General features: G+C 59.5%; 15 protein-coding genes. 8 read left to right on the plus strand and 7 right to left on the minus strand.

Going from position 1 to position 16,070, the window contains the following annotated elements; genetic code table 11:
* Window positions 1–109 precede the first annotated feature (109 nt).
* Entirely contained in the window at window positions 110–1,258 is a 1,149-nt protein-coding gene (locus tag ACSYTG_RS11050) for a magnesium transporter CorA family protein (RefSeq protein WP_489783319.1), read from the plus strand.
* A gap of 248 nt (window positions 1,259–1,506) precedes the next feature.
* Window positions 1,507–2,808: a transcription termination factor Rho gene (gene rho / locus ACSYTG_RS11055; RefSeq protein ID WP_086646302.1), complete on the plus strand. Its 1,302-nt coding sequence runs from the start codon at window positions 1,507–1,509 to the stop codon at window positions 2,806–2,808.
* Between the two features lie 63 nt (window positions 2,809–2,871).
* Here the strand turns inward: rho and ACSYTG_RS11060 are convergent, their stop codons facing one another.
* Window positions 2,872–3,156: a sulfurtransferase TusA family protein gene (locus tag ACSYTG_RS11060; RefSeq protein ID WP_489783200.1), complete on the minus strand. Its 285-nt coding sequence runs from the start codon at window positions 3,154–3,156 to the stop codon at window positions 2,872–2,874.
* Window positions 3,157–3,317: 161 nt separating this feature from the next.
* On the opposite strand from ACSYTG_RS11060, the gene ACSYTG_RS11065 reads away from it, so the two are divergent.
* From ACSYTG_RS11065 to ACSYTG_RS11080, 4 genes are all read left to right on the plus strand, one after another.
* Window positions 3,318–3,812 (plus strand): Fur family transcriptional regulator, encoded by a 495-nt coding sequence (locus ACSYTG_RS11065; protein ID WP_086646304.1) that lies wholly within the window; start codon window positions 3,318–3,320, stop codon window positions 3,810–3,812.
* Entirely contained in the window at window positions 3,809–4,654 is an 846-nt protein-coding gene (locus ACSYTG_RS11070) for a GNAT family N-acetyltransferase (protein ID WP_086646305.1), read from the plus strand. The genes ACSYTG_RS11065 and ACSYTG_RS11070 overlap by 4 nt, the downstream gene beginning before the upstream one ends.
* A 152-nt stretch (window positions 4,655–4,806) precedes the next feature.
* Window positions 4,807–6,420: an apolipoprotein N-acyltransferase gene (gene lnt / locus ACSYTG_RS11075; RefSeq protein WP_491706419.1), complete on the plus strand. Its 1,614-nt coding sequence runs from the start codon at window positions 4,807–4,809 to the stop codon at window positions 6,418–6,420.
* Between the two features lie 136 nt (window positions 6,421–6,556).
* The gene (locus ACSYTG_RS11080; protein WP_354857615.1) at window positions 6,557–7,069 is read left to right on the plus strand and encodes a helix-turn-helix domain-containing protein; all 513 of its coding nucleotides are present in this window, start codon (window positions 6,557–6,559) and stop codon (window positions 7,067–7,069) included.
* A gap of 96 nt (window positions 7,070–7,165) precedes the next feature.
* Here the strand turns inward: ACSYTG_RS11080 and ACSYTG_RS11085 are convergent, their stop codons facing one another.
* Window positions 7,166–7,924 (minus strand): DUF2076 domain-containing protein, encoded by a 759-nt coding sequence (locus ACSYTG_RS11085; protein WP_086646308.1) that lies wholly within the window; start codon window positions 7,922–7,924, stop codon window positions 7,166–7,168.
* Between the two features lie 233 nt (window positions 7,925–8,157).
* Here ACSYTG_RS11085 and ACSYTG_RS11090 point away from each other — a divergent pair, with 233 nt between their 5' ends.
* Both ACSYTG_RS11090 and glyS read left to right on the plus strand, forming a co-directional pair.
* Complete coding sequence (locus tag ACSYTG_RS11090; protein WP_086646404.1) at window positions 8,158–9,042, plus strand: glycine--tRNA ligase subunit alpha; 885 nt, start codon at window positions 8,158–8,160, stop codon at window positions 9,040–9,042.
* Window positions 9,043–9,046: 4 nt separating this feature from the next.
* Complete coding sequence (gene glyS / locus ACSYTG_RS11095) at window positions 9,047–11,107, plus strand: glycine--tRNA ligase subunit beta (RefSeq protein ID WP_489783198.1); 2,061 nt, start codon at window positions 9,047–9,049, stop codon at window positions 11,105–11,107.
* Window positions 11,108–11,210: 103 nt separating this feature from the next.
* On the opposite strand, the gene ACSYTG_RS11100 is transcribed toward glyS, so the two are convergent.
* The 5 genes from ACSYTG_RS11100 to metK form a co-directional block, all read right to left on the minus strand.
* On the minus strand, window positions 11,211–11,387 hold the full coding sequence (locus ACSYTG_RS11100) for a DUF1328 domain-containing protein (protein WP_086646310.1): 177 nt from the start codon (window positions 11,385–11,387) through the stop codon (window positions 11,211–11,213).
* A gap of 122 nt (window positions 11,388–11,509) precedes the next feature.
* Window positions 11,510–12,250, minus strand: a complete 741-nt coding sequence (locus tag ACSYTG_RS11105) for an OB-fold nucleic acid binding domain-containing protein (RefSeq protein ID WP_489783197.1) — start codon at window positions 12,248–12,250, stop codon at window positions 11,510–11,512.
* A 136-nt stretch (window positions 12,251–12,386) separates the two neighbouring features.
* Window positions 12,387–13,964 (minus strand): bifunctional phosphoribosylaminoimidazolecarboxamide formyltransferase/IMP cyclohydrolase, encoded by a 1,578-nt coding sequence (purH, locus tag ACSYTG_RS11110; protein ID WP_086646312.1) that lies wholly within the window; start codon window positions 13,962–13,964, stop codon window positions 12,387–12,389.
* Window positions 13,965–14,059: 95 nt separating this feature from the next.
* Window positions 14,060–14,797: a tRNA (guanine(46)-N(7))-methyltransferase TrmB gene (gene trmB / locus ACSYTG_RS11115; protein ID WP_415424848.1), complete on the minus strand. Its 738-nt coding sequence runs from the start codon at window positions 14,795–14,797 to the stop codon at window positions 14,060–14,062.
* 18 nt (window positions 14,798–14,815) lie between these two features.
* Window positions 14,816–16,003, minus strand: a complete 1,188-nt coding sequence (gene metK / locus ACSYTG_RS11120) for a methionine adenosyltransferase (protein ID WP_086646314.1) — start codon at window positions 16,001–16,003, stop codon at window positions 14,816–14,818.
* Between the last annotated feature and the right edge of the window lie 67 nt (window positions 16,004–16,070).

Genomic DNA, 16,070 nt, shown 5'->3' on the forward strand with positions numbered 1-16,070 from the left:
GGGCATACATGGGCTCCGGCTGGCTGCCGCCAGAACCGGAAAATACAGCTGTACAGGCCCACAGAGCACAAACTGGGAGAATCGCATGTTTCTGGCCCACAGGCCCGGTATGCCTGCTCGCGCCGTTGAAACGGAAGACGATGCCAAAAATGCTGTCTGGCTGGATCTTCTCAACCCCACCCCCCAGGAACTGGCTCTGGCGGAAAAGCTCTGCGGCCAGCCCATTCCCTCACTGGAAGACCTGAGCGCGATCGAAAGTTCATCACGTATCAGTGTGCGCAACGGTGCGGCTTTTCTGTCCTCCCCCCTGCTGCGCAAGAGCGGGTCGGATTTCCAGACCATGCCGGTGGGTTTTATCCTGACCGAAAAGCGGCTTTTTACCATCCGCTTCCAGTTCTATCTGGCGTTCGAGACCGTAGCCCAGCTTGTGGCGGACTGCGTGACCTCCGCCATGCCTCCACCACACACCGCACCGGAGCGCCTGAGTGCACAACCCCCGCCAACCGAGATCCCGCCCCAGCACGACACCTTACTCCATTCGGGCGAGATACTGGTCGCCCTGATTGAAGCCATTGTGGACCGGCTGGCCGATATTCTGGAAAGCATGGGCAACCTGCTGGACACACTCTCACACGATATTTTTCGCGCCCGCACGCAGCAGACCCCCATCCGCAACGTGGCCGTGTGGCAGCGCAACCTGCTCCAGCGGGTTGGGGAGGCAGGGAACCTGTGCTCACGCATGCGGGACACACTGCTGGGCATGGAGCGCATTGCCCTGTTCCTTGGGGAAAGCCGTAAAACCGCTTCTGCCATTCCGGTCACAGGGTTTGCCCTGTGCACCCCCCGCACCGCCCCCCCGACACCCCTTGCCACGGCAGCACCGGAGGAGGACGGCAAAACAACGGCCGCCTATGCGCTGTCGGGCATTCTGCGCGCGCGCATTACATCGGTCAGCCACGACCTGTCCTCGCTCGATGCGTATGTCTCCCAGTCACAGGACAAGGTTGAATTCCTGCTTGATGCCACCCTTGGGTTCATCAACATCGAACAGAACGGGGTGATGAAGGTACTGACCGTTGTCAGCTTCATTGGGGTTGCCCCCACCCTGATCGCTGGCATTTACGGTATGAACTTCAAAGACATACCGGAACTGAACTGGTCTTTTGGCTACTGGTACTCGCTCGGGCTCATGGCAACCACCATTGTGCTGCCGCTACTGTGGTTCTGGAAAAAAGGCTGGCTGGGCGGCATCAAGTAGCCTCTGGCCGCTGGTGCGCCCGCCCCATTCCTGTGTTGACGCGCAATTCCACCCCGAGTAGTATCCGGGCCCAGACGCTGGCTGACTTCACCTGCCCAGCGGTATTCCTTCCCGTCAGGTTCCTTCTGGCTCGGCCTTGCCTTATCAGGCATGCCTGCTGCCGGTCTCCCCGACCGGCTCTGCCGTAGCATGGAACGATCCGGACCTTCCCCTTTTGAACTTCTCTTGCCAGTCAGGGCATTTATTAGATGCATCTTGCGGAACTCAAGGCCAAGTCCCCAGCCGACCTTCTGGCCTGCGCTGAAGACCTGAATATCGAAAACGCGTCCTCCCTGCGCAAGCAGGACATGATGTTCGCCATCCTCAAAACGCTGGCGGATAATGATCAGGCCATTTATGGCGAGGGCACGCTTGAGATCATGCATGACGGGTTTGGATACCTGCGTGCGCCCGAATCCAACTACCTTCCCGGCCCGGATGATATTTACATCTCCCCCACACAGGTCCGCCGTTTTGGCCTGCGCACGGGTGACACGGTTGAAGGGCAGATTCGCGCCCCGCGTGATGGCGAACGCTACTTCTCCATGCTCAAGATCAACACGATCAATTTTGAGTCCCCCGATGCCGTCCGCCACCGGATCAACTTTGACAACCTGACCCCGCTCTACCCCGAGCGCCGCCTCCAGATGGAAGTGGAAAGTCAGGCCACTGCCCCTGAACCCAAGGGCGACAAAAACAACAAAAAGGGCTCCCAGAAGGACTTCACCCCGCGGGTGATCGATCTGGTATCCCCCATTGGCATGGGCCAGCGCGCCCTGATCGTGGCACCCCCACGCTCGGGCAAAACGGTCATGCTCCAGAGCATTGCCTCTTCCATTTCGGCCAACCACCCCGAAGTGTTCCTGATTGTGCTGCTCATTGACGAACGGCCCGAGGAAGTGACCGACATGGCCCGCTCCGTGCGCGGCGAAGTCATTGCCTCTACCTTTGACGAACCCGCCCACCGCCATGTGCAGGTAACCGAAATGGTGCTGGAAAAAGCCAAGCGCCTTGTGGAACACAAGCGCGATGTGGTGATCCTGCTCGATTCCATTACCCGTCTGGCCCGCGCCTACAACACGGTTGTGCCCTCATCGGGCAAGGTGCTGACCGGTGGTGTGGACGCCAACGCCCTGCAGCGGCCCAAGCGCTTCTTTGGTGCGGCCCGTAATATTGAGGAAGGTGGCTCCCTGACCATTATCGCCACCGCCCTGATTGATACCGGCAGCCGCATGGATGAAGTGATCTTTGAAGAGTTCAAGGGCACGGGTAACTCCGAACTTGTCCTTGACCGCAAGCTGGCCGACAAGCGCACCTTCCCCGCCATTGACATCACCAAGAGCGGCACACGTAAGGAAGAACTGCTGGTTGACCGGGCAACCCTGTCCAAAATGTGGGTGCTGCGCCGGATTCTGGCGCCCATGGGCACCATGGATGCCATGGACTTCCTGCTCGACAAGCTGAAATACAGCAAAACCAACAATGACTTCTTTGAAGCCATGAACAACTAGGCCAGCCACAGGGCCAAGCCCAGCGGTATCAGGCGGGCCGCATCTGCTGAGTGTCTGTTTTTTTCAGACTGAAGCGGATGCGGCTTCTTTTTTGCGGATTGTCAGCACCACACTCCCATCCGGCTGGGGGGCGTCTGCCAGAACAACGTGCCCGAGTGCTCGCGCGGAGCGGCTGACATTACGGTGTGGTTCCTCCCCCATAAGCCGCACCGCCAGCAGGCCACCGGGGGGCAGAACATCCAGCGCCAGCCGGGTGCGCACGAAGGTCATGGGGCATTTTTCCCCCGTAATATCCAGAACCGCCGTGCTGGCAGGCTCGTCCTGTCCCGGGATCAGGGTCTCATTCATGCGGATTTTCCTCCTTCAGAGGGAAAAAATGACACGCCAGCATCATACAGGCAGGCATACACACCATAAAAAAACTGTATGATCGTGTAAAATTGGACAAACACCTCTGACTTCGGCTACCTGAATGACGAACGCAGAGATGATAACATTAGGCAGGGTTTGTGACCTTGAAGGTACAAGCGGCAGAATCACGGATTGAGCAGCTGTGTATCGAACACGGCCTGAAAATGACCGGACAACGGCGCGTTATCGCCCGTGTTCTTTCCGAAGCAGACGACCACCCGGATGTGGAAGAACTGTACCGCCGCGCGGCTGTGCTGGACTCCCGCATTTCGGTGGCAACCGTGTATCGCACGGTGCGCCTGCTTGAGGAAAAGGGCATTCTGGAACGCCGGGACTTTGGCGGCGGACGTGCTCGGTACGAAGCAACGGAACATGGTCGGCACCATTATCACCTGATCGACGTGGATAACGGGAAAGTGATCGAGTTTGAAGACCCCGAACATGAGGCCTTCATGATGAAGGTGGCAGACCGGCTTGGATTCGAGTTTGTCTCCATGCGGCTGGAGCTGTTTGGTAAAAAACGCCAGTCCGCAGCCAGTGCTTCCGCGGGCAAAACAACGCCCCGCTCACGCCGCAAGGGAGAGCAGACATGAGTTCCACACAAACCACAGGCGGGCTTTCCACGCTTGATCTGGATCGCTCACGCTTTCCCGAACTGCATGGCGGCAGCCTGAGTGTCCGTATTGCTGAAACCGATGATGAACGCGATGCTGCACAAGCCCTGCGCTACCGCGTTTTTTATGAGGAAATGGGCGCTCACCCCAGCCCGGAAACCCTGCGCCTGAAGCGTGATATTGACGAGTTTGACAGCGTTGCCGACCATCTTCTGGTCATTGACAATGCCATTGCCTCGGACGCACGCGGTGTTGTGGGGACCTACCGCCTTGTTCAGGGGGATGCCGCCCAGAAGATCGGGCGCTTCTATTCCTCCAACGAATACGACATTACCCCGCTCAAGGAATTCCCCGGTCGCCTGCTGGAAGTCGGGCGTTCATGCGTGGATAAGAACTACCGTGGCCGGGCGGCCATGCAGCTTTTGTGGCGGGGTATTGCCTCCTACATCTTCCTGCACCGCATAGACCTGCTGTTTGGCTGCGCCAGCCTGCCCTGCACGGACCCGGACCAGATTGCAGATGAGCTGACCTATCTGTACCACAACCATCTGGCTCCCCCTGCCCTGCGCGTGCGTGCGCTGGAAAACCGCCGCGTGGAAATGCTGCGCACGGACCCGCACACGCTGAATGTACGCCGCTGCCTTGTGGGGCTTCCGCCCCTTATCAAAGGGTATCTGCGCCTTGGTGGCTACGTGGGGGACGGCGCGGTTATTGACCCGCAGTTCAACACCACCGATGTGGCCATTCTGGTAAAGAGCGAACTGCTGGCGGATAAATATTACCGTCATTACGAACGCCGCCTGCGCGATGCGCTGGACTAAGCCACTTACGGCAAGTTGCCCGTCATCCTGATCTTTAACGGATTCATCAGGCCGGCGGGCAGCCCGCCTGTGCCATGAGCGCCCACATGCCCTCAAAAAACGTGTTTTCCCGCTTTTGTCCAAAACGGGAAACTCTTTATTTTGTCGTCTTTATGCTGGGGCTTGGTGGCATATCCACGCTGGCACTGCCGCCGCTCCATATTCTGCCAATCCTCCTCCTCGGCTTTGGGCTGCTTGGGCAAAGGCTCAACACGACCCGGAACTGGCGGCATGCCGCCTGGACAGGCGCCCTGTTCGGGTTTGGTTTTTATGCCGCCGGTCTGTACTGGCTGGTCAATGCGGTGCTGATCAGGGCAGATGAGTTCTGGTGGTTTGTACCGTTCCCCTCCCTTGGCTGCGCGCTCATTCTGGCCCCTACTGTGGCGGTCCCTGCTGCATTATGCACGCTCCTGCCCCCCGGCCTGCGCCGCCTGAGCGCCTTTGCCGCCCTGTGGACCCTGTTCGATATGGGGCGTACCTTCATCTTCAGTGGTTTTACATGGAACGCATTGGGGAGCTGCCTTGCCATACCCGGCCCTGTAGGCACGCTGCTGATCCAGCCTGCCGCGTGGATGGGGGAAGATGGCCTGACCCTTGCGCTGGTCCTGCTCGCTCTGCTCTGCGGGACAGCCCTTCTGGACCAGACACCACTCGCCCGCTGGGCAGACCGGCTGCTTGGCCCCCATAATGCCCCTGCCCCCCTGCCGTCTGCCAGACGCAGGCGTGTTTTTGCAGGCTCCATTGCTGCTATGCTGCTGTGGTGCATTGCGGGCACTCTACGGCTTTATACCGTGCACCCCACCAGCGAGCCCGGTCCCATTGCCGTCATTGTGCAGGGCAATGTCCCTGAATCCGAAAAAATAGGCAGGCAGAGCCCGCGTGATATTTTTACCCGCTACCTGCATCTGACCGCACAGGGCGTGCAGGCTGCACAAGCCTTGCAGACAACACAGCGCAAACCGGGCGAGCGGTTCCGCCCCATTGTGTTCCTCTGGCCCGAAACCGCTTTCCCCGGTTATGACCTGCTACAGGACAGCCCCCGTGCGCGGCAGGCCATTATGGAATGGGCGGTTGGTGCCGATGCGGGCATTATTGGTGCGCTCCGCATGGATGATGCAGGGCATTACCGCAACTCGGTTATGGCACTCGCACCAGATGGCAGCATAGAAGCCGTGTATGACAAGGCCCGGCTTGTGCCGTTTGGTGAATATCAGCCCCCCTTCATTCCCCTGCAGATTGTGCCCCAGGGCGGTATGGCCGCAGGCCCCGGCCCACAGACATGGCACCTGCCCGATATTCCCGCAGTTGGCCCCCTTGTATGCTACGAGGTTATTTTTTCGGGCGATGTGGTTAATGCGCATGACCGCCCCCGGTGGCTGGCAAACGTAACGAACGATGCCTGGTTTGGTAATAGTGCAGGCCCACGCCAGCACCTGTCCTCCGTGCGTTTACGGGCTGTGGAGGAAGGACTTCCTGTGGCCCGCGCTGCCAATACCGGTATTTCCACCGCCTATGACGGTATGGGCCATATGCTGGACCATCTGGAATGGGGCAAGGCGGGCGTGCTGACTGTGGCACTCCCTGCCTCACTTCCGCCAACCTTGTTTGGCAGGATGGGACAGTCCATTCCGCTGGGCCTATGTGTTATGGTGCTAGTATTGGCCTGCCTGCCCCGCCGCGATCACCAGCACGCGACCAGTCCTCCCAACAGTAAAACACAGCTTTAAAACAGGCAGGCATTGTTATGGCGGCAGTATTTCATGCTTTTCTCGAACGTTCCCAATTTTCCTTTATGAAACGTTAAGATTACATGTTATCCGTCATCTTGTTCCAGCCTTTACAGCCGCGGGAAAAAATCCAGTCGTGAGCAAAACCGAGCCTTTGACGGATCCAGCCTCCACGATATCCACGCATGCCGAAACAATAGATGCCCATGTTGGCAAACGTATTCGGCTACGCAGGACATTACTGGGGCTATCGCAGGAAAAGCTGGGCGAAGCACTTGGGGTTACTTTCCAGCAGATCCAAAAATACGAACGGGGCACCAACAGGGTAGGGGCTTCCCGGCTGTACGATATTGCAACTGCGCTGGACGTGCCGATCAGCTTCTTTTTTGATGATATGCTCAACCCGGCCACCGGCATAACCACCACAGGATTTGCCGAAACACGCAAGCCTTTTGGTGCGCCCCCTCCCCCATCTGCCCCCGTTCCGCCAGCCCCCACCACACAGGCCATGGCGGACGAGCAGGACCTGCTGGCCAGAAAAGAAACTCTCGATCTGGTACGGGCCTATTACCAGATCCCCGACAAAGCCTTGCGGCAGAAAATGCTGGACCTCATCCAGTCCATGGCCCGGCCCAACACTGCGGGTTAACCGCGGAGCTTACCGGTAGCTCCGCATGCACACAAAAAAAGGGCGATGCCTGCGCACCGCCCCCTGTCTGGTTTGTGTGGTTAGAAAAACCGGGGATCAGAAGCTCTGATCGTCACCACCGCCCCAGTCCCCGCCAGCATCTCCGCCCCAATCGCCACCACCGGCATCAAAGCCCTGATCAGCCTGCACGCCAGCGCCTGCAAAGGGGTCTGCGCCTGTATCGCCGTAATTGTTCACAATGGTTTCGTTGGTGGTTGCGCCACCCATGCCACCATCGCCCATACCGCCATCATGGTGGCCGCTAAACAGGCTGGTCAGTGCATTGGCCGCCAGCATGCCCCCGGCAACACCTGTGGCTGTTGTCAGCGCGCTGCCCAAAAAGCCTGACCCGCCCGAGAACGCAGAAGGCTGCATGCCATAAGGCATAGGCTGCGGCTGATACTGCGGCGGCATAGCCGGACGCCCACCCCAGCCCGGAGGCGGTGCGGACTGCGGCTGGGCAGACTGCCCGCCACCAAACAGGCCACCAAAAAACCCGCCAGACTTCTGCTGCCCGGCATTGCTCTGCTGCTGTGCCGCCTGCAAGGCCTGCTGCGCCTGCTGAAGCTGGAACTGAAGCTGCTGGATCCGATTCTGCGCCTGCACCAGTGCGGCTTCCTGCACCACGGCCATCTGGGTCACGCGGTAGCGGGCTTCTGGGTATTTCTGGAATTCCTGCGCGATAAACTGGTCTGCCTGTGGGTCAATCGCGGGCAGGTTGGGCTGGCTTGCGGGTACGCTGCCAAAGCCATTCTGGGCGGCTCCACCAACACGGGCCATGAATTTTTCAATAAGGTCGCGTTCTTCGTTTGTCATTCCATACCTTCCCGCCCTGCCGGGCCAATTACAGCACCAGAGCTTTGTGCCAGAACACTCTGGCCAAGATGTGGCGCGCCCACAAGCCTGTTACAAGAGAGACCCCCACAAAGGAAACCCTGCCATAAGGCCTGCCTTCTCTTCCGGTCTGGCGCGTGGGGTTGTATGGTGTGGCCACGCGTGCCCTGCGCACATTCAACCTGACCGTCATATTGCGGAGTTTCATCCATACCATGGACCCGGCGTCTCCCCGCCCCACAGAGCGGCCCCTCTCCTTTCAGGACCTTATCCTGACCCTGCACCAGTTCTGGTCAAAACAGGGGTGCGCCATTCTCCAGCCCTATGATCAGGAAATAGGTGCAGGCACACTCTCCCCCCACACAACGCTGCGGGCTTTGGGGAGCAAACCCTGGAAGGCCGCCTACGTGCAGCCCTGCCGCCGCCCGTCCGATGGACGGTACGGGGAAAACCCCAACCGCCTCCAGCATTACTACCAGTATCAGGTCCTGCTTAAACCCACTCCTGAAGAAAGCCAGAAACTGCTGCTGGACAGCTACCGTGCCATCGGGATTGACCCCGACAAGCACGATATCCGCTTTGTGGAAGATGACTGGGAAAACCCGACCATTGGCGCATGGGGTCTGGGCTGGGAAGTGTGGTGCGATGGCATGGAGGTCACGCAGTTCACCTATTTCCAGCAGGTTGGCGGTATTCCCGTAACCCTGCCCTCCACGGAGCTGACATACGGGCTGGAACGTCTGGCCATGTATGTGCAGGGCGTGGAAAACGTGTACGACCTCGACTACAATGGCGCAGGCCTGACCTATGGCGATGTGTTCCTGCGGGCCGAGCAGGATTACTCACGCCATAATTTTGAACTGGCCAACACGGAACGTCTTTTTCAGCATTTTAGCGATGCGGAAAAGGAAAGTGTTGCACTGGCCGAGGCAGGCGTTGCCCAGCCTGCTTATGACCAGTGCCTTAAGGCCAGCCATCTGTTCAACCTGCTTGATGCCCGCGGCGTCATCAGCGTAAGCGAACGCGCGGCCTATATTGGCCGGGTGCGCACACTGGCAAAACTGTGTTGCGAAACCTGGCTGGCAGGCGAGGACAAATAAGACCATGCCCGAATTGCTGATTGAACTTTTTTCAGAAGAAATCCCCGCCCGCATGCAGCAGCAGGCCGGCGAAAACCTGCTCCGCCTGCTGGGCGAGGCTCTGGCCCCGCTCAACCCTGTGGATGCCAGAAGCTATACCGGCCCCCGCCGGATTGCCGCCTCCCTCAACCTGGATGCCATGGTGCCCGGCCGCACCGTTTCCGAACGTGGCCCGCGTGAGAACGCACCAGAAAAGGCTCTGGAAGGCTTTACCCGCAAACATGGCGTGAGCAAGGACGCCCTGACCCTGCAGAACGGGTTCTGGGTGCTCGAGCGTGAAGAAGCTCCTATTGGGGCCGCTGCGCATATTGCCGCCATTATGCCCGACCTGCTGCGCCGCTTCCCCTGGCCCAAATCCATGCGCTGGGGTGCTGGCAGCACCATGACATGGGTCCGCCCCCTGCGGCGGATTGTCTGCCTGCTGGACGGCCAGATCGTATCATTTTCCATGGCTACGGCAGACGATAACGGCCACAACCTGAGCGCTTCCAACCAGACCGAGGGGCATCGCTTCCTCAACCCCGGTGTTATGGACGTAACCAGTGCCGCACAATGGCAGCAGGGCCTGCATGAACGCCATGTGATGGTGCATGCCGCCGAACGCCGTGAGGCTATTACCACGGGGCTGAATGCACTGGCACAGGCCGAAGGGCTGAGCATTGTGCCCGATGCCGGGCTGGTGGATGAAGTCGCCGGGCTGGTCGAATGGCCTGTTCCCTTCCTGGGGCAGATCGACCCCATCTTCATGGACCTCCCGCCCGAGGTCATGCAGGTGTCCATGCGCGTCAACCAGCGCTATTTTGCCCTGCGCAACAGCGATGGTTCGGCAGCACCGCGTTTTGCCTTTGTCGCCAACATCATTCCTACAGACGATGGCTCTCTGGTTGTCAGCGGGAATGAGCGCGTGCTGCGCGCCCGCTTTGCCGATGCCCGGCACTTCTGGAACCTCGACCGCAAGCAAAGCCTTGCCTCCCGCGTGGAAGGGCTGAACACCATCACCTTCCATGCCAAGCTGGGCTCGCAGGGGGAACGTACCCGCCGTATGGTACGCCTTGCGGCCATTCTGGCAGACATGGTTGGCGCCCCTGCCGCGTTGTGTGAACGCGCTGCCGAGTTGAGCAAAACCGATCTGACAACCGGCATGGTTGGGGAGTTCCCCGAGCTTCAGGGTGTCATGGGTGGTTATTATGCCCGCCATGATGGCGAACAGCCCGAAGTGGCACAGGCCATTAGCGAGCACTACACACCGCGTGGCCCGGGGGACGAGGTGCCGGTAGCCCCGGTTTCCGTCGTGCTGGGTCTGGCAGACCGGTTTGACATGCTGACGGCCTTTTTTGCCGCTGGCGAAAAACCATCCGGCTCGGGTGATCCGTTTGGCCTGCGCCGCGCAGCCCTTGGCATTATCCGCCTGATCCGTGAAAACGGGTTGCGGCTGGATCTGGTTAAACTGTTCACGCTGGCGGCAGAAGCCCTGCCCGAACCCCTGCGCACTGCACCGGATCTGGCCCTGCTGCCCCAGTTTATTGCCGAGCGCCTGCGCGTACAGGTCCGCACCGAAGGGGCACGGCATGATTGCCTTGCCGCGATTTCGGTCGATAATGAAGACACGGACATCGTGCGTCTGCTCGCCCGCGCACAGGCATTGCAGACCATGCTGGAAACCGAGGACGGCCAGAACCTGCTGGCCGCCACCCGCCGTGCCGCCAATATCCTGCGGATTGAGGACAAAAAAGACGGCCCGCATGAAGGCATGCCCGACCCCGCCCTGTTTGAGCAGGACGAGGAACGCGCCCTTTATGCAACGCTACAAACGGTTGAACCCGCCGTGGAACAGGCTTTTGCTGCCGAGCACTTTGCCGATGCCATGCGGGCCGCAGCCAGCCTGCGCCAGCCCCTTGATCGTTTTTTTGAAGATGTCACCGTTAACGCGCCAGATGCCGCACTCCGCCTGAACAGGCTTAAACTCCTGTCCCGCCTTGTGCGTATGATGCGCCTGATTGCCGACTTCAGCCAGATCGAAGGCTAAAAAACACCCCACCTTCCATGCCGGAAGGTGGGGGCATACACACATGGGTATTCCGCCTTTTGCAGGGCCTGCACGACCAGATCGTGCAGGCCCTATCTGTTTTTTACGGCCCCGAGCGCGAACGACCACCAAAAAACAGGCTGATGATCAGCAGCACCACAAAGACGAACAACAGAACCTTGGCAATTTCCGAGAACCCCGAGGCCGCACCATTAAATCCGAACAGGGATGCCAGCAGAGCAAAAATAAGAAAAACAATAATCCACCGTATCAACGCCATTCTGGCCTCCCTTCGTCCATGTCCATGCCACGCATGTTCCATGCTTCCATAGAGGCTTAACGCACAATGGCGACCACGGTTCTGTGGTCGCCATTGTGGCATGACACTTTGTGTTCGACGGCTTAGTGCTCATCCGCCCCGGGAATAAGATCATACCCCGGAGACCCCGGAGCAGGGCCGGGCGGGGGTACATTGCCCACGGCAATGCCGATCAGCTTATCCGCTGCAGGTCCAATTTCACGCGCGTCAATGGCAATACCCAGATCACCACTACTGCCACCACCCACAGCATAGAGCGTCTGCCCGGCCTTAAGCAGGCCAGAAACCCGCGCGGCCTCACGCGGAGACAGATAAATAACCGAATGATCCTTGAGCACGGCACCCGTCAGATGGCCGCCTGCATCATACAGCGGCATCCAGACCTCACCATGCAGCACAAGGTCGGGCCCAGCTATCATTTCGGGGGAGTGTAACGGCATTTCAATAAAGCTGTCCTGTACCGTGCGCCCACGCGGGCTTGCCACGCTAAAGGCACGGATAATCGGCAGGACCTGCCCCTTGATACCGCGAATGTCCACCTTGTCTCCAACCTTGATCAGGCCTGCAAAGGTATGGGCCTGTTCGGGTGAGACAAAAACCTGCGTGCCATCATCAAGCACAAAGCCGACAATGCCGCCGTGGGGTGCTGGCAGAAACTGCACCACGCTCCCCGTAAACACCGGCAGCGCGGACAGGTCATATACGCCTGTGGCCTGCTTTTCCGTTGCGGTCTGCCTGGAGGCAAAGGTGGTGCCGTGGGATGACGCCTCCTTATGTGCAGGGGCTGCCACCGCAACAGAAGACGCCAGAATCAAACCAGACAAACTAAGCAAAGAGCGCATGAAACAACCACTAAAGACAGGCGCGCCCTGCCCCACCGGGGCAGAACGCGGCGATGCGTGAGACTCGTATGCATACTCTGCCATGAAGGCCCATTCCCGCAAGAGCGGGAATAGCGCGTCAGTGGCGGAAATGACGCATACCAGTAAACACCATGGCAATGCCTGCGGCATCGGCGGCGGCAATCACCTCATCATCACGGATGGACCCGCCGGGCTGTATAACGGCTGTCGCACCGGCGGCCACAATGGTTTCCAGCCCATCCGCAAAGGGGAAGAACGCATCGGAGGCAGCAACGGACCCCTGCGTCAGAGGGGTGGACTGGCCAGCAGCCTTGGCAGCTTCCCCACTTTTGCTGGCAGCAATGCGGGCGGAGTCCACGCGGCTCATCTGCCCGGCACCAATGCCCACCGTGGCGCAATCCTTGGCGTACACAATGGCGTTGGACTTGACATGCTTTGCCACCCGGAAGGCAAAGATCAGGTCCTGCATTTCCTGTTCCGTGGGAACGCGCTTGGTGACAACCTTCAGCGCTTCGGGAGCAATCCGTCCGTTATCGCGCGTCTGGGCCAGAAAGCCCCCGGCAACCGAGCGCACAACCGTACCAGCAGCGGTGGGGTCAGGCAGGCCACCGGTCAGCAGCAGGCGCAGGTTCTTTTTGCGTGCCAGCAGGGCCTTTGCATCGTCCGCAGCGTCGGGGGCGACAATGACTTCGGTAAAGATGGTGGAAATCTTTTCCGCCGTGACCGCATCCAGCGGACGGTTCAGGGCGACAATACCCCCAAAGGCAGAAACCGGGTCACACCGCAGGGCCTGATCCCACGCCGAGGTCAGCGTGTCTGCAACGGCAACACCGCAGGGATTGGCGTGTTTGACAATGACCACAGCCGGGGCATCAAACTCGGCAACAGCCTCAAACGCGGCATCTGTATCGTTGATGTTGTTGTAAGACAGCGCCTTGCCCTGCACCTGTACGGCCGTGGCTACACCGGGGCGGGTGCTGCCATCGCGGTAAAAGGCTGCCTGCTGGTGGGGGTTTTCACCATAACGCAGGATTTCAGCCCGCTGGCCAGCCAGAGCAAACCGTTCGGGGAACGCATCCTGCGCCTGCGCTGCAAACCATGCCGCAATAGCCGCATCATACGCAGCCGTGCGGGCATAGGCTGCACCAGCATAAAAGCGGCGCATGTCCAGCGTGGTGCCACCATCGCCCAGTGCATCAATCAGCCCTTCATACTGCGCCGGATCAGTCAGCACCACCACATGCGCGTGGTTTTTGGCGGCTGCACGGATAAGGGCCGGGCCACCAATATCAATATTTTCAATGCAGGTTTCGGCATCGGCGCCAGATGCAACCGTTTTTTCAAACGGGTAGAGGTTCACGGCAACCAGATCAATCGGGCCAATGCCGTGCTCTTTCATCTGCTCGACATGCGCGGGCAGGTCACGGCGGCCAAGGATACCCCCATGAATTTTGGGTACCAGCGTTTTAACGCGGCCATCCAGAATTTCGGGGAACCCCGTATAATCCGACACTTCCGTAACAGGCACGCCAGCATCACGCAGGGCTTTGGCGGAACCGCCCGTGGACAGGATTTCCGCCCCCTGCGCCACAAGGGCCCGGGCCAGATCAAGCAGACCGGCTTTGTCGGATACGGAAATAAGGGCGCGACGGATAGGAAGCGTCGTCTGGCTCATGGGTGGACCTTTCGCACGGCAAAAAACGTAATGCGGCTGATTAGCCAACATACCGCGCAGAGGCAACCAGCCGGAACAAAGAAGATGGACACCGCCTAACGGCGGGTAAACGTCCAGTAAAGTGGCTGACGGCCTGCGGCTATGGCCTTGGCCTCATACCGGGTGGGGAACCAGCCATCGGGGCGGATGGTCGCCGGGGGTGGTGCCTCAAAATACGGCTGTGCGGACATGACCTCCTGCACCCAAGCCTGATAGGTCGGGTCGTCACTGGCAACGCGCCAGACAGCACCGGGTTTGAGCACACGGGCACAGAGTTCCACATTCTGCGGATGCACAAACCGGCGTTTGGCATGCCGGGCCTTGGGCCACGGGTCAGGGAACATCAGGAACAGCCGGTCCAGACTGGCATCGGGGAGGGCCCGCAGCACCAGACGCGCATCATCATCCCACAGGCGGAGCATATCCGGCAGCGGGGCGGTGGCTTCCTGCTCAACAGGCACAAGCTTGTTCAGCAGCGAACACAGACCGTTATGAAAAACTTCGGAGGCTATATAGCCAACTTCGGGGTGTGCTTTGGTCTGGGCCAGCACATGCTCGCCCCCACCAAAGCCGACCTCGAACCAGATCTGTTGTGGCGCATGGCCAAAAACAGAGGCTGGGTCCGCTGCCTTATCCAGCGGAAACCGCAGGCGTGGCAGCGTTTCGTCCAGCAGGCGTTCCTGACGGGGGCGGAGCGGATGCCCACGCTGGCGGCCATACAGCCTTTCCGGCGGGGGTTTTACATCCACTGCTTCGGGCTGGCCAGCAATGGCCTGACCTTTTGCCTCCGTCATGAACTCGCTACCTTTATATCAGCGCTTCAGGGCGCTGCGCAGGGCGTCCACCAGATCGGTGCGTTCCCACGTAAAGGTATCCAGCTTGTCATCCGGCGTACGGCCAAAATGACCATAAGCAGATGTGGTCGCATAGATCGGACGGTTCAGGCGCAGGTGCTTGCGAATACCGCGCGGCGTCAGGTCCATGACTTCACGCAGGATTTCACCCAGACGGGCTTCATCCACATCCTTGCCGCTTTCATCCAGGTCCACGTAAACGGACAGCGGATGAGACACACCAATAGCGTAGGAAAGCTGGATGGTGCAGCGGTCTGCCAGACCAGCAGCCACAACGTTCTTGGCAAGGTAACGGCAGGCATAAGCTGCGGAACGGTCAACCTTGGTCGGGTCCTTACCGGAGAATGCGCCACCACCATGGGGGGCTGCACCGCCGTAGGTGTCCACAATGATCTTACGACCCGTCAGGCCGCAGTCCCCATCGGGGCCACCGATAACAAACACGCCGGTCGGGTTGGCGTAGAATTCGCTTTCAGGCGGCATCCAGCCTTCGGGCAGCACGCTGCGGGTTACGTCCAGCAGACGATCGCGCAGAATTTTCTGGTCCGCACCTTCATCATGCTGTGTGGAGATCACAACAGAAGTGGCACCAACCGGACGACCGTTGACGTAACGCAGGGTCACCTGGCTTTTGGCATCGGGCTGGAGGCCTGCAACGCGCTCATCACCAGCGCGACGCAGGTCACGGATGGTGTGCAGGATGCGGTGCGCATAATACAGCGGCGCAGGCATGAGGGTGTCTGTCTCGTTAGAGGCATAACCGAACATGATGCCCTGATCGCCTGCACCTTCGTCCTTGTCCGATGTGCTGTCCACACCAACGGCAATGTCAGCGGACTGAGCATGCAGGTAGTTGGAAGCTTCGGCATGACGCCAGGAGAAGCCGGCCTGATCGTACCCAATATCCTTCACAGCTTCACGAGCCAGATGGATCAGCTGCTCGGAGGTTACGGACTCGGGGCCACGCACTTCACCAGCCAGAACGATACGGTTGGTCGTTACCAGCGTTTCACACGCTACGCGCGCTTCGGGGTCTGCCGCCAGATACGCGTCCAGAACGGTATCGCTGATCCGGTCAGCAACTTTATCGGGATGACCTTCGGAAACTGATTCCGAAGTAAACAGAAAATCGCCGTCTTTACGCATGATGGTGCCGTTCGCCCCACGCCAGTGAAAAAAGAAAACAGGTAACCATCCCCAAAAAAGGGGACGG

The organism is Acetobacter sp. ESL1128, from assembly GCF_058505085.1.

Coding starts and splice junctions, on each gene's coding strand:
- glyS (WP_489783198.1), top strand. CDS start 9,047: ATGCCCGAATTGCTGATTGAACTTTTTTCAGAAGAAATCCCCGCCCGC.
- rho (WP_086646302.1), top strand. CDS start 1,507: ATGCATCTTGCGGAACTCAAGGCCAAGTCCCCAGCCGACCTTCTGGCC.
- metK (WP_086646314.1), bottom strand. CDS start 16,003: ATGCGTAAAGACGGCGATTTTCTGTTTACTTCGGAATCAGTTTCCGAA.
- lnt (WP_491706419.1), top strand. CDS start 4,807: ATGCTGGGGCTTGGTGGCATATCCACGCTGGCACTGCCGCCGCTCCAT.
- ACSYTG_RS11070 (WP_086646305.1), top strand. CDS start 3,809: ATGAGTTCCACACAAACCACAGGCGGGCTTTCCACGCTTGATCTGGAT.
- trmB (WP_415424848.1), bottom strand. CDS start 14,797: ATGACGGAGGCAAAAGGTCAGGCCATTGCTGGCCAGCCCGAAGCAGTG.
- ACSYTG_RS11085 (WP_086646308.1), bottom strand. CDS start 7,924: ATGACAAACGAAGAACGCGACCTTATTGAAAAATTCATGGCCCGTGTT.
- purH (WP_086646312.1), bottom strand. CDS start 13,964: ATGAGCCAGACGACGCTTCCTATCCGTCGCGCCCTTATTTCCGTATCC.
- ACSYTG_RS11050 (WP_489783319.1), top strand. CDS start 110: ATGCCTGCTCGCGCCGTTGAAACGGAAGACGATGCCAAAAATGCTGTC.
- ACSYTG_RS11090 (WP_086646404.1), top strand. CDS start 8,158: ATGGACCCGGCGTCTCCCCGCCCCACAGAGCGGCCCCTCTCCTTTCAG.
- ACSYTG_RS11060 (WP_489783200.1), bottom strand. CDS start 3,156: ATGAATGAGACCCTGATCCCGGGACAGGACGAGCCTGCCAGCACGGCG.
- ACSYTG_RS11100 (WP_086646310.1), bottom strand. CDS start 11,387: ATGGCGTTGATACGGTGGATTATTGTTTTTCTTATTTTTGCTCTGCTG.